We start from the raw sequence: 12,944 nt of genomic DNA on the forward strand, positions 1-12,944 counted from the left end.
TCGGCAGGGTCGGCGCGCACATCACCAGATCGTCACTCGCGCTTCGGGTTCGAGGAACAGGGCATCGTCGGGGGTGACGTCGAAAGCCTCGTAGAAGCTGTCGATATTGCGGACCACCGCGTTGCAGCGGAACTCCGGCGGGGAGTGCGGGTCGACGGCGAGGCGGCGGATCGCCTCCTCCTGGCGCGCCTTCGTGCGCCACACCTGCGCCCACCCGTAGAACACGCGCTGCAGGCCGGTGAGACCGTCGATGACAGGGGGCTCGGCGCCGTCGAGGGAGATCTTGTAGGCGGCCAGCGCGATCGACAAACCACCCAGGTCGCCGATGTTCTCGCCGATGGTGAACTCGCCGTTGACGGTGTGCTCGTCGGCCAACTCGGCGGGGGAGAGCACGTCGTACTGGTCGATCAGGGCCTTCGTGCGCTTACCGAACTCGGCGCGATCCTCGTCGGTCCACCAGTCCTGCATGTTGCCGTCGCCGTCGTACTTGGCGCCCTGATCGTCGAAACCGTGGCCGATCTCGTGGCCGATCACCGCGCCGATGCCGCCGTAGTTGGCGGCGTCGTCGGCGTTCATGTCGAAGAACGGCGGCTGCAGGATCGCGGCGGGGAACACGATCTCGTTCATGCCGGGGTTGTAGTAGGCGTTCACGGTCTGCGGGGTCATGAACCACTCGCCGCGATCCACCTCACCACCCAGTTTGCCCAGGTCACGGTCGTGATCGGCGGCGTGGCCGCGGCGATAGTTGCCGACCAGGTCGCCCGCGTCGATCTCGACGGCGGAGTAGTCGCGCCAGGTGTCGGGGTAGCCGATCTTGGGGGTGAACTTCTCCAGCTTGGTCAGCGCGGCCGCGCGGGTGTCGGCGCCCATCCACTCGAGCTCGGCGATATTGCGGCGGTAGGCCTCCTGCAGGTTGGCGACCAGTTCGACCATGCGTTCCTTGGCCTGCGGCGGAAAGTGCCGTGCCACATACAGTTTGCCGACGGCCTCGCCCAGCAACTCCTGTACCAGCGACACGCCGCGCTTCCAGCGTTCGCGGTTCTCCTGCGCGCCGGTGAGCGTGCGGCCGTAGAAGTCGAAGTTCTCCTCGACGAGCTCGTCGGTCAGGAATCCGGCGCGGGCGTGCAGGACCTGCCATGCCGCCCACGCCTGCCAATCCGCCTGCGGCACTTCGGCCCACGCGGTGGCGAAGGCGCGCAGGTAGTCGGGCTGGCGGACCACGAGTTCGGCGAACAGGTCGGCGCCGTCGCGGTCGAGTCCTTCGGCGATGCCGTCTACCCATGCCGCCCAGTCGAATTCGGGATTCTCGGTGATGAGGTCGGCGAAAGTGGTGAGGTTGTAGCTCTTCTCGGCATCGCGACGCCGGACCACATCCCAATGTCCCGCGGCGAGCGTGGTTTCCAGCTCGAACACGCGCTGCGCGGCCTCGGCCGGATCGGTGGGAACCAGACCTTCCAGCGAAGCATCGGCGGCCGCGATGGTGAACATCTTGGTGATGTGCGCGATGTACGCCTCGCGGATGGGCGCGAATTCCTCTGCGCGATAGTAGGACTCGTCGGGCAGACCGAGCCCGGACTGGGTCGCGTGCACGAGGTACCGGGTGGAGTTCTTGTCGTCGGTGTCGACGTAATACGCCACCGCCCCCCGAACCCCGGTGCGCTGCAACCGACCGAGCAGACCCGCGAACGCACTCGCGTCGGCAACCTCGGCGATCGCGCGCAACTCGTCGGCCACCGGCACCAACCCCGCCGCCGCCACCACATCGGTCGCCATGAAACTCGAGTACAGATCCCCGATCTTGCGCGCGTCGGCATCATCGGCCGCCCCCGCCGCACTGTCCTGGATGATCGCCTGCACATCGAGCTCGGCCTGGTCGTACAACGTGCGAAACGCCCCGTCGACCGCCCGATCCGCCGGTATCTCATACCCGGCCAACCACTGCCCGTTGACATGCGCGAACAGATCGTCCTGCACCCGCACATCCTCGTTACGGAAGGACAGATCGATACCGGAGGGGCTGCTCAGATCCGAAGTCACGCGCTCCAGTATGCCCAAACATCGGCGTGCGCACGCCGACGATCGGTACCGACTACGCGCAGGCGAATTCGTCGGCGTGGACGCCGGACAGGAAGGCTGTCCATTCGGGGGCGGTGAAGTGGAGGGTTACTCGGTTGTGGTGCAGGGTGGTTGAGCCGTCGGGGGTGGTGGTGGCTATCAGGGTGGGGTGGGGGGTGGTGGTTCGGAGGGCGGCGAGGAAGGCCATCCAGACCGGGATGGGGACGGTGATGACGGGTTGGGGGGCGGTTGCCTGGGTGCGGCGGAACTTGCTGTCTCGTATCTGGACGGCGTTTTCCGTGAAGCGGACTTCGACGCATTGGTTGCCGTTGTTGGAGTACGAGGAAGTGAACCAGCCGTTGTCGGCCGGGTGAGGTCGAGCGGTGGCGGACATGGGTCGAATTCTACACGCTCGCATAGTCACTGATCAGGGCCAGAGAATCGGTGCGGGACAGGGATTGTTCGCGGGCGCGGACGTAGGCGAAGTCGAGATCGCGGACCTGGTCGGCGTCGTCGACGTGGCCGCCGAAGACGGCGCTCTCGGCCCACGCGAAGGTCGGTAGCTGGTCGCTTGCGAAGTCGAGGAGGTGGAAGCTGGAACCGCCGAGTACGGCGCCCTCGGGGGCGGTGAAGGGGATGACGCGCACGTCCACGGTGTCGAGTTCGCGGACGAGGGCGACCAGGTGGCGGAGCTGGTCGCGCAGGACCTCGGGGCCGCCGGTCTGCTGGCGCAGGGTGGCTTCGCCGAGCACGGCGGTGAGTTCGAGGGGGTCGGGTTCGCGTAAACGCTCCTGGCGGCGCAGCCTGATCGAGACTAATTGGTCTACTTGGACGGGGCGGATCATCACATCGGCGCTGATCAGCGCCCGCGCGTACGCCTCGGTCTGCAACAGGCCGGGCACGATCAGACTGTCGTAGCTGCGGATACTGCGCGCGCCGGCCTCCATGCCGTACAACCGCTGCAACTCCGGGCCGATGAGCGCGGCGGACGTGGTCGCCCACCAGCCCCGATCCTTGCTCGCCTCCAGCAATTCGAGCATCTCGCGCCGTTCCTCGAGCCCCACATCAAGCAGGTCGAGCACCGGTTCGATAGTGGTGCGGGTGAGCACCCGGCGACCCTTCTCCACGTGCGACCAGTTGGCGGGAGTGAAGCCGACGCGGCGGGCGAATCCGGCCGAATCGAAGCCGCGCTGCTCGCGCAGATCGCGCAGACGCAGCACGAGTTCCCACCGCGCGACGGTCGGCGAAACGGGTGCCATAAACCGTTATCGTACGCCGCTCGACACGCCAGCTACTGACTATTGTCAGCACGGTTGTGCGGCACTAGGCTGTATAGAACGGTGATTTTCCCTCACAACCTGCCGTTATGAAAAAGTTTCCTGCGCCATCCGCTCGTGACGGTACAGCGCTCCCCGAGATTTCCCCGATCGAGCGAATTCACAGCTACATCCGAGTCCAGCGTCGACAGAGACGAGGTCGTGATGAGCACGTTGCGCACTGACGAGGATAAGGGCGGGTTCACGGCGGCCGAGGAATTCTCGGTCACCCAGGACGCACTGGCACGCTGTCGCCACTATCGAAAACACCACGGGCTCTACGGCGTCGTCGACGCCAACCTCGGGCGCATCGTGCTCGAGATCGGCGCGGTCGGCGCGGTGGTGATGCCATCGACGCTGGGCGAACGCGTGCGCGGGCTGCTCACCACCCGCGGCCTACGCTGCGGGCCGATCATCGCCCACCCCCGCTCGGGCCGCTGGACCTTCCTCACCGGACCGGTCGACAATTCCTATCTCGACACCGAACTGTTCGCCGAACTGTTCCGGGTCTGCGCCTCGGTGGCATTGCCGGGCAGCGATATCGTCCTGCCCTCCCCGGCCGACGAACGCAGCGGCTACCGCACCTGGATGCAGGCCCCCGACGGCGACTTCCGCCCCGATTTCGCGCAGATCGTCGCCGCCACCCGCACCAACGCCAGGTCCTCGACCCTGCTGCGCAGCACCACCGGCTCGGCCTGAACTCACCCGCCCAGGCGCGCGTGCATCTCCCAGACCAACACCTCGGCCGCGCCGTGCGCACGCACCGACTGCCCACCTGACCGGGTCAACCGCACGGCATCGCCCTGCGACAAGGTGCCCAGACCCTCCACATCGACCTCGCCGCGCGCCACGAAAACATGCAGGTAGGGCGCGTCCGGCAGGGTGAAAGCGGGACTGTCGGCGGCCAAGCGGGCCACGTGCATGGCCGCGTGCGAGGAATTGATCGCGATGGCGGTGCGGTCGCGATAGCGCGGCAGACCAGACGCCACGGTCACCAGTTCACCGCGCGCGAGTTCGTCGTCGATCTCCAATTGCTGATAGCCCGGATCCACGCCGGGCTCATCGGGCACCACCCACATCTGCACGAAATGCACCGGCTCGTCGTGGGTATTTCCGTCCAGCCGCCACGAATCGTTCTTCTCCGAGTGCAGAATGCCGGTGCCTGCGCTCATCCGCTGGGCCAGACCCGGATAGATGACACCGTTGTGCCCCAGCGAATCCTGATGCACGAGACTGCCGCCGAGCACCCAGGTGACGATCTCCATGTCCCGGTGCGGGTGGGTGTCGAAACCCTCGCCGGGCAGCACCACGTCCTCGTTGCTCACCAGCAGCAGGCCGTGGTGGGTGTTGTCGGGGTCGTAGTGCTCGCCGAAGGAGAACGAGTGCTTCGAGTCCAACCAGGGGATCCGCGTCTTCATCCGGTCGCCACCGCGGTGGAGTTCGATCCGCGGGGGAGCAGGCGGTGATGTGGGCGTCACCCTTCGATTCTGGCACCGATCGGTGGCACTAGGGTCATGGCGGTGTCGACGCATCCCCCGGACGGCTCGCATGCGGCAGCTGAGCAGCCGACCACGATGCGGCAACTGCTGCGCGAGTCGCGCGGCGTTTTCCGGCGAAATCCGCAGATGCCGCGCCTGGCCCTGCTGCGGCTGGCCGCGCAATTCGGCGACGGCATGTTCCAGGCGGCGCTGTCGGGGGCGATCCTGTTCAACCCCGAACGCGAAACCGATCCGCTGGCCATCGCCGCCGGATTCGCGGTGCTGCTGCTGCCGTATTCGATCCTCGGACCGTACGCGGGCGCGCTGCTGGACCGGTGGGATCGGCGCGGGGTGCTGCTGGTCGCGAGCATCGCGCGGGCGGTGCTGATCGCGGCCGCGGCGATCGCGTTGTTCGCGGGGGCGGGGGAGACGCTGCTGCTGGTGCTCGCGCTGGCCACGGTGGGAATCAGCCGGTTCGTGCTGGCGGGGGTGTCGGCGGCGCTGCCTCGGGTGCTCGAACAACGCTGGTTGGTGCCGATGAACTCGGTGCTGGCGACGGTGGCCTCGGTGTGCGCCGGGATCGGCGCGGCGGCCTCGGTGGCGGTGATCGCGCTGATCGGCGCGGGCGACGCGGCCTCGGCGGTGGCGGTGGCGCTCTCGGGCATCGGCTCGGTGGTCGGCGCGGTGCTGACCCTCGGGTTCCGGCCGCACGTGCTCGGACCCGATCGGGGCTCGGCCGCGACCGAGAGCACCGTGCACGCCATCGCGACCGGCCTGCGCACCGGCGCGCGAGCGGTCTGGCACAGCGCGCAGGTGACCACGGCGATGATCGGCATCGGCGCGCACCGCGTGGTGTTCGGCATGAACACGCTGATCATGGTGCTGGTACTGCGCCAACCCGGCCAGGACACCGACATGAGCGGCGGACTGGTCGGATTCGGCGTCGCGATCGGCTTCGCGGCGGCGGGCATGCTGATCGCGGCGATCCTCGCGCCCGTTCTGATCCCACGCCTGGGCCGACCGCGCACGGTGCTGCTCGGACTGGTCACCGCCGTGATCGTGCAGCTCACCCTGGTGACCCCGATCGCGCTCGCCACCGGAACCGGCGTCGACAACGCGCACCGGCTGCTGCTGTTCGGCGCGTTCGGACTCGGGTTGGCCGGCCAGACCATCAAACTGACCGGCGACGCGAGCATGCAGATCGACATCGACGACGATCAGCGCGGACAGGTATTCGCCCTGCAGGACACGGTTTTCAACATCTCGTTCGTCGCGGCGATCGCGGTGACCGCACTGGTGATCCCGGCCGACGGTCGATCGATCGGGGTGGTGCTGGCGGGGGCGGGCGTGTACGCGCTCGGCATCGCGGCCGTGCTGCTCAATTCCCGTCGTGCCAGGGTGGCTTGACCGGCTCCTGCGCCAACACCTTCCGGTAATCGACCGTGGCCAGCGGAATGTCGGGGATGTCGTCGTCGAGCGACACGCCCGTCGGCCACGGCGCATCCTCGATCCCGGCGTCGTAATCGATCCACAGTGCGTCGGCCACGCTCGTGTCGGCCAGGCCGTGGCCATACCAGTGCCCGGCGATGCCGTCACCGATCCCGAAGACGTACTCGATGTCGCTCACATCTGTTTGGACGCACCGCGAACGCATTCGGTTCCGGTAAATTCGCACGAGTTCGCCGGGGATCCGCCGGCGGCTCGATAACCCTGATTCGGGAGACGAATGCGCGCACAACCGGTCTCGCACGCGACTGTCACCGTGGCCGTGGCGCTCACCGCGCTCCTGGCCGTTCCCGCCCACGCCGCGCCGCTGCCGTGGCAGCCGCCGCCGGTGAACCTGTGCGGCGAAACAGGATTCGACCCGGTCAACCGCCTGCCCGATCCGGCCGCGCCGCCCGCGCCCCCGCTGCCGCCCAGCATCGACATCCCGGTCTGGGTGCCGCAGCTGACGCCGGTGCCGGTGCCCGATCCGCCGCACGACCAGACCCGGGTCGCCCAGGTGCCGTTGCCCGCCGACCCGTGCCGCAATCCGTGCCCGACGGTGCGCGACACCCCCGAACCCGAACCGGCGACCACCGACGAGACCACCTCCACCGGGTCGGCGATCGCCGTGCCGCGCATCAGGATCCAGCCCGAGATCGAACCCATTCCGATCCCGGTGCCCGGCGGCGAGGGCGAGCCCGCCCAGCAAGCGCCCGCACCGGTGATCCGACCGGCCGAGGCCGGACCGGTCGCCGCGCCGGTCGCGCCCGCGCAGGTGGAATCCGTGCGCCTGGTCGAGCAGGTCACCGGGCCCGGCTCGACCAACCGCACCGATATGCGCTGGCAGGTCGACGGCACCGACCTCGGCCTGTTCTGGGAGACCGAACCGGGCAGGGTGGCCATGGTTTTCGGCGACACCTTCGGCGAGGGCTGGGTCTACGGCGGCGCGGGCTCCGACACCGCCGACTGGCGTTCCAACGCGCTCGCCTTCAGCACCGACCGGGACCTGCACGACGGCATCACCATCGAGTCGATGGTCCAGGACAGCCCGTGCCACGCCGCCGAACTGCTCGGCAGCCGCAAGATCAAGAACTGGGAGACCACCACCATCCCGACCTCGGGATTCGCCCTCGGCACACGGCAATTCATGAGCTACATGTCGGTGAACCACTGGTCGAAGATCCCCGGCATGTGGCTGACCAACTACGGCGGCCTGGCCTACTCCGACGACGGCGGCCAGACCTGGACCAAAGATCAACACGCCCGCTGGGAGAACATGTTCGGCCTCGGACGCTTCCAGGTGGCGGCGATGGTGCCGCACGGCGAGTACGTGTACATGTTCGGCACCCCCAACGGGCGCATCGGCGTGATCGGCCTGGCCAGGGTGCGCGCGGCCGATGTGCTCAACAAGACGGCCTACCAGTACTGGGTGAACGGCAACTGGGCGCCCGCGGCGGAGAATTCGGCGACGCCGCTGGTGGCGGGCACGGCCAGTGAGCTGTCCGTGCGCTTCGACGCCGACAGCGGCCAGTGGCAGATGGTGTACCTCGACGCGATAGCGAACCAGATCGTGTTGCGCACAGCGGCCGAACCGCAGGGCGCGTGGACCTCGACGGTGCCGCTGGTGTCGACCGAGATGTACCCGAAGGCCTACGGCGGGTTCATCCACCCCTGGTCGACGGCGCACGACCTGTACTTCACGATCTCGGCGTGGGACAGCTACAACGTGTACCTCATGCACGCGCGCCTGAATCCGCCGCGCTGATCACGAATTTCAGCCGCTCGCCGGGACGCGCCTGGGCGACCCGGTCGACATCGGCGTCGAGCACGACCGCGATCACCGGATAACCGCCGGTGATCGGGTGATCGGCGAGGAAGACCACCGGTTGACCGTTCGGCGGCACCTGCACCGACCCGAGCGCGACCCCCTCCGAGGGCAGTTCCCGCGCGATCGAGCGCACCAGCGGTGGCCCGTCGAGCCGGTCCAGGCGCGCGCCGACCCGGTCGGTATCGGCGGTGACCACCCACGAACCGCGGAACAGCTGACCGGGATCGGTGAACCAATCGGCGCGGGGGCCGGGACACGCACGGACCTCGAGCACATCCGGGGGGAGGGGGACCGGCGCGAATTCGACGGTCGGCAGGGTGCGCGGCGGCGGACCGATCGCCACCTGCATGCCCGCCACCAGCGGGTCGGGACCGATCCCGGACAGGGTGTCGCGGCTGCGCGAGCCCAACACCTTCGCCACATCGATCCCGCCGCGAATCGCCACATAGCTGCGTAAGCCGCTGGTGGCCAGGCCGAGTTCGAGGACCTGACCCTCGTTCAGTTCCAGCACACTGGCGTGGCCGACCGGGGTGCCGTCGATCAGCGCGGGGGCGGGGGCGCCGGTGACGGCCACGGTGAGGTGCCCGTCGGCGCGCAACACCAACCCGCCCAGCAGCACCTCGATGGCCGCGAAGTCCTCCGGGTTGCCGACCAGGCGATTGGCCAACCGCAGCGAACCGCGATCGGCCGCACCCGCCTGTCCGACGCCGGAATCGAACCAACCCTGGCGGCCCAGGTCCTGCACCGTCGCCAGCGGTCCCACCCGCTCGATAAAGATCAGCATGCGATCTCTCCCCGATTCGCTGTCGAGGCGGCGCATCGTTGAGCAGCCATTGCGTGTCCCGCCGAAGCGGCTAATCCTCGGACGCGACGAACCTGATCGCCGAACCCGCCCGCACCAGCGCGGGTGGATCACGGTCCACCACCCACATTCGCAGATCGGTACTGCCGATCAGCTGCCATCCGCCCGGCGTGCCGCGCGGATACACCGCCGAGTAACCACCCGCCAGGGCCACCGAACCCGCCGGAATGGCCGTGCGGGCGACCGCGCGACGCGGCACCGTGAGCCTGCCGTCGGGCGAGGTGAGATAGCCGAAACCGGGCGCGAAACCAACGAACGCGCACTGCCAGACCGTGCCGGTATGCGCCGCGATGACCTCGGCGACCGTGAGCCCGAGCAGCTCGGCCACCGCGGGCAGGTCGGCGCCGTCGTAGCGGACCGGGATCTCCAGCACCGCTTCGGGATCGGGCACTGTTCCACGGGAAACATCGGGACCCGGCAATTCCTGGTCGAGACGATCGAGCAGCGCGACCAACTCGCGGCGCACCTGCGTGCCGTAGGTGACCGAATGCATGGTGACCAGCACCGTTTCCGCCGCGGGCAGCACATCCTCGACGCCGGCGATGGCGTGCACGCGCAACGCCGAAGCCAGGCGCTGCACCGGGCGCGAGTCATCGAGCGTGATGAGCATCGCGCGGTCGCCCGCCGGTCGGATCCGTGCGTTCCAATCAGTCTTCATCGTGCCTCCCACCCCTCAGCTGAACGGCTCCACCGGTATTCCGGCTTCGTCGAGCGCCCCCCGAATCCGGCGGGCCATCTGCACGGCCGCCGGAGAATCGCCGTGGACGCACACGCTGGCCACGGACACGGCGACCGTCCCGGGACCGTCTACGGTACGCGCGGTCCCCGACAGCGCAAGAGATGTCGCCTGCGCGACGGCGTCGTCGGGCGGCAGCACCGCCCCGGCAACACCGCGCGGGGCCAACGAACCTGTCGCAGTGTAGGCCCGGTCGGCGAATCCCTCACCGACGAAACGCACGCGCTGTGCGGCCCGGTCCAATTCGGTACCCGCCGGACCGAGCAGCGCCAGGGTCGGATCGGCCTCGAAAACCGCCGCGACCAGGGCTTCGGCGAGCAGACGGTCGCGGGCGGCCGCGTGATAGAGGGCGCCGTGCGGTTTCACGTAGCGGACCCGGTCGCCGGCGGCTCGGGCGAAGGCTTGCAGCGCGCCGATCTGATACAGCACCTCATCGCGCAGGTCGGCCGGGGCGATGGCGATATCGCGGCGCCCGAAACCGACCAGATCGCGATAGCCGACATGCGCGCCGATCCGCACACCCTTGGCCACGGCCGATTCGCAGGTGCGGCGCATGATCGACGGATCGCCCGCGTGGAAACCACACGCGATGTTCGCGCTGGTCACGATGTCGAGCATGGCCTCGTCCTCGCCCATGCGCCACGGGCCGAAACCCTCGCCGAGGTCACTGTTCAGGTCCAGCGGCACGTGCTGCCCTCCGGTCTTTCGGGATCGTGAAGTCTCCCCAGCACACCACAACTCATGGTTTCCGCGACCTCGGCCAAGTACGCTCGGAGCATCATGGCCACGTATTTCGACCCGAAGTCCTGGTCACTGGCGGGCGCGTTCGATATCGGCAAGCGTCTGCTCGACCCGTCATGGATCGACCAGTGGCTCGGTTTCACCACGTCCTGGGCCGATCCGGTGGCCGATCTCGGCTCCGGCACGATCACCGCGCTCATGCCCGACGTGCTGATGACCGTGCTCAGTGAAGGCATCCTCAGCCGCTTCGGCGGGCAGGAAGTCGACGCCACGCTGCTCGGCCACGACCTCACCGCCACCCTCGACACGTTCAAGGTGCGCAGGCGCGGCGCGCACTTCCAGTCCAAAACGGTGCTCTCGGACCTGGTGTGGGACTCGCATCCGTTCGAAACGGTCACCGTGATCGCGCACGGGGTGCGGCTTATTCCCGGGGTGCCGACCAAGGTGCGCGTCCAACAGCTCGACATCGAGGGCACGATCAGCGTCGGCGCGCTGGTGGAGTGGGTCGACGCCCAGAACCTGGACTGGCGGGTGCGCCTGGACGCGCACGGGCGCATCGTCGCCGCGCACCGCACCCGCAAGATGAGCGCGATCGTGGACGCGCAGGTCTACGACAACCTGCTCGACATCGACATTCGCAAGGCCAGTTGGTACGGCATCCGACTACCCAAGCGGGCCGTGCCCGCGCCCGCGCTGCTGCTCGACGACCTGCCCAACCGGGCGAGCATCTCCTACGCGCACCGACGCGGGGACGTGGTGAAGTTCCGGCTCGAACTGCCCGAGACCACCGGCTCGTTCGACCTGACCCAGATCAGGGACGCGATCATCGCGGGGACCACGCTGATCGTGTTCTGATCAGGCCTGCTCGGCCGCCCACCACTCCCGCAGGGCCTGCTCGGCCTCCTCGTGGGTCATCGGGCCACGGTCCAGGCGCAGATCCTTCAGGAACTTCCATGCCTTACCCACCTGCGGACCCGGCGGCAGGCCGAGCAGTTCCATGATCGCGTTGCCGTCCAGATCCGGGCGCACCCGGGCCAGATCCTCCTGCTCGCGCAGGACCGCGATGCGCGTTTCCAGCTCGTCATAGGTCGACCGCAGGGCGGCGGCGCGACGCTTGTTGCGGGTGGTGCAGTCGGCGCGCACCAGCTTGTGCAGGCGATCGAGCAGGTCGTCGGCGTCGGTGACATAGCGACGCACGGCCGAATCGGTCCACTGACCCTTGCCGTAACCGTGGAAACGCAGGTGCAGGAACACCAGGCGGGCGACCTCCTCGGTGAACGCCTTCGGGTACTTCAGCGCGCGCATCCGCTTGCGGACCATCTTCGCGCCGACCACCTCGTGATGGTGGAAACTCACCCCGCCCGCGGGCTCGTTGCGCTTGGTGTCGGGTTTGCCGATGTCGTGCAGCAGCGCCGCCCAGCGCAGGACCAGGTCGGGATCGCCCTCCTCCTGGTCGATCGCCTGCGAGAGCACCGTCAGCGAATGCTGATACACATCCTTGTGCTGGTGGTGCTCGTCGATCTCGAGCTTCATCGCGGGCACCTCGGGCAGCACCCGCTGGGCCAGACCCGTGTCGCACATGAGGTTGATGCCGTCGATCGGGTGCGCGGCGCCGATCAGCTTGTCGAGCTCGGCGCGGACGCGCTCGGCGGTGATCCGGTCGATCTGCTCGGCCATCTCGATGATCGCCGCACGCACCCGCGGGGCCACGTCGAAACCGAGCTGGGCCACGAAACGGGCCGCGCGCAGCATCCGCAACGGGTCGTCGTCGAACGAATCCTGCGGCAGCGCGGGCGTATCCAGCACACCCTCGAGCAGGGCGTCGATGCCGTTGAGCGGGTCGACGAACTCGAGCGAGCCGTCGGCGGCGATCTTCACCGCCATCGCGTTGACCGTGAAATCGCGGCGAACCAGGTCGCCCTCCAGGGTGTCGCCGAAGGTCACCTCGGGATTGCGCGAGACCCGGTCGTAGGTATCGGCGCGAAACGTCGTGATCTCGAGCTGCTGATCGTCCTTGGCGGCGCTGACCGTGCCGAACGCCAGCCCACCGGTATCCCACAGGTGATCGGCCCAACCCCGCAGCAACTCCTGCACGACCTCCGGCCGCGCGTCGGTGGTGAAATCCAGGTCGTTGCCAAGGCGTCCGAGCACCGCGTCGCGCACGCTGCCGCCCACCAGATACAGACTGTGTCCCCGCTCGGCGAACATCGCCCCCAACGGCGTCAGCACGTCGGTGAGCTGCCCCAGTGTCACCGCCGCCCCCGCCAGCAGGCGAGCACGACGATCCGCCACAGCACCAGGGACAACGTCAGGAGAAACCACATAGGCACCTTACCGACCGCGTCGAATCCTTTCCCCTACCGTCGCCCTTCAGAACCACCGCCCTTCTTCCCTATAAGCTGAGCGGGTGTCTCCTCCGGCCGATCGCGCGAACAGTCGACGC

At 68.3% G+C, this 12,944-nt stretch carries 13 protein-coding genes; 4 read left to right on the forward strand and 9 right to left on the reverse strand.

The features are described 5' to 3' along the window. Positions 1 to 21: 21 nt before the first annotated feature. The 3 genes from ACFP3H_RS11175 to ACFP3H_RS11185 are packed head-to-tail and all read right to left on the reverse strand — an operon-like array spanning position 22 to position 3,314. Positions 22 to 2,037, reverse strand: coding sequence for a M13 family metallopeptidase (locus ACFP3H_RS11175; RefSeq protein WP_378603601.1), 2,016 nt, complete (start codon positions 2,035 to 2,037; stop codon positions 22 to 24). 52 nt (positions 2,038 to 2,089) lie between these two features. Next, a complete protein-coding gene (locus ACFP3H_RS11180; RefSeq protein ID WP_378603604.1) occupies positions 2,090 to 2,449 on the reverse strand; it encodes a DUF397 domain-containing protein in 360 nt (119 codons plus the stop codon). A gap of 10 nt (positions 2,450 to 2,459) precedes the next feature. Further along, positions 2,460 to 3,314, reverse strand: a complete 855-nt coding sequence (locus ACFP3H_RS11185; protein WP_378603606.1) for a helix-turn-helix domain-containing protein — start codon at positions 3,312 to 3,314, stop codon at positions 2,460 to 2,462. Positions 3,315 to 3,536: 222 nt separating this feature from the next. On the opposite strand from ACFP3H_RS11185, the gene ACFP3H_RS11190 reads away from it, so the two are divergent. Further along, a complete protein-coding gene (locus ACFP3H_RS11190) occupies positions 3,537 to 4,070 on the forward strand; it encodes a hypothetical protein (protein WP_378603609.1) in 534 nt (177 codons plus the stop codon). A 2-nt stretch (positions 4,071 to 4,072) separates the two neighbouring features. Here ACFP3H_RS11190 and ACFP3H_RS11195 read toward each other — a convergent pair whose 3' ends face one another. Then, positions 4,073 to 4,789 carry a pirin family protein gene (locus ACFP3H_RS11195; protein ID WP_378603612.1) on the reverse strand — a complete coding sequence of 239 codons (717 nt, stop codon included), beginning with the start codon at positions 4,787 to 4,789 and terminating at the stop codon, positions 4,073 to 4,075. A 156-nt stretch (positions 4,790 to 4,945) separates the two neighbouring features. Between ACFP3H_RS11195 and ACFP3H_RS11200 the strand changes: the two genes are divergently transcribed. Next, complete coding sequence (locus ACFP3H_RS11200) at positions 4,946 to 6,256, forward strand: MFS transporter (RefSeq protein WP_378603718.1); 1,311 nt, start codon at positions 4,946 to 4,948, stop codon at positions 6,254 to 6,256. On the opposite strand, the gene ACFP3H_RS11205 is transcribed toward ACFP3H_RS11200, so the two are convergent. Continuing rightward, entirely contained in the window at positions 6,228 to 6,476 is a 249-nt protein-coding gene (locus tag ACFP3H_RS11205; RefSeq protein WP_378603615.1) for a hypothetical protein, read from the reverse strand. The genes ACFP3H_RS11200 and ACFP3H_RS11205 overlap by 29 nt on opposite strands. 99 nt (positions 6,477 to 6,575) lie before the next feature. Here ACFP3H_RS11205 and ACFP3H_RS11210 point away from each other — a divergent pair, with 99 nt between their 5' ends. Beyond that, positions 6,576 to 8,099 (forward strand): DUF4185 domain-containing protein, encoded by a 1,524-nt coding sequence (locus ACFP3H_RS11210; protein WP_378603618.1) that lies wholly within the window; start codon positions 6,576 to 6,578, stop codon positions 8,097 to 8,099. Here ACFP3H_RS11210 and ACFP3H_RS11215 read toward each other — a convergent pair. From ACFP3H_RS11215 to ACFP3H_RS11225, 3 genes are all read right to left on the reverse strand, one after another. Next, entirely contained in the window at positions 8,068 to 8,946 is an 879-nt protein-coding gene (locus ACFP3H_RS11215; RefSeq protein ID WP_378603621.1) for a 5-oxoprolinase subunit C family protein, read from the reverse strand. The genes ACFP3H_RS11210 and ACFP3H_RS11215 overlap by 32 nt on opposite strands. 70 nt (positions 8,947 to 9,016) lie before the next feature. Beyond that, on the reverse strand, positions 9,017 to 9,682 hold the full coding sequence (locus ACFP3H_RS11220) for a 5-oxoprolinase subunit B family protein (RefSeq protein WP_378603624.1): 666 nt from the start codon (positions 9,680 to 9,682) through the stop codon (positions 9,017 to 9,019). A 15-nt stretch (positions 9,683 to 9,697) separates the two neighbouring features. Beyond that, on the reverse strand, positions 9,698 to 10,447 hold the full coding sequence (locus tag ACFP3H_RS11225; RefSeq protein ID WP_378603627.1) for a LamB/YcsF family protein: 750 nt from the start codon (positions 10,445 to 10,447) through the stop codon (positions 9,698 to 9,700). Between the two features lie 93 nt (positions 10,448 to 10,540). Here ACFP3H_RS11225 and ACFP3H_RS11230 point away from each other — a divergent pair, with 93 nt between their 5' ends. Next, positions 10,541 to 11,356, forward strand: coding sequence for a hypothetical protein (locus ACFP3H_RS11230; RefSeq protein WP_378603630.1), 816 nt, complete (start codon positions 10,541 to 10,543; stop codon positions 11,354 to 11,356). On the opposite strand, the gene ACFP3H_RS11235 is transcribed toward ACFP3H_RS11230, so the two are convergent. Beyond that, positions 11,357 to 12,823, reverse strand: coding sequence for a CCA tRNA nucleotidyltransferase (locus ACFP3H_RS11235; RefSeq protein ID WP_378603633.1), 1,467 nt, complete (start codon positions 12,821 to 12,823; stop codon positions 11,357 to 11,359). Positions 12,824 to 12,944 lie beyond the last annotated feature (121 nt).

Source organism: Nocardia lasii, assembly GCF_042658545.1.
In the GTDB taxonomy this organism is placed as follows: Bacteria; Actinomycetota; Actinomycetes; order Mycobacteriales; family Mycobacteriaceae; genus Nocardia; species Nocardia lasii.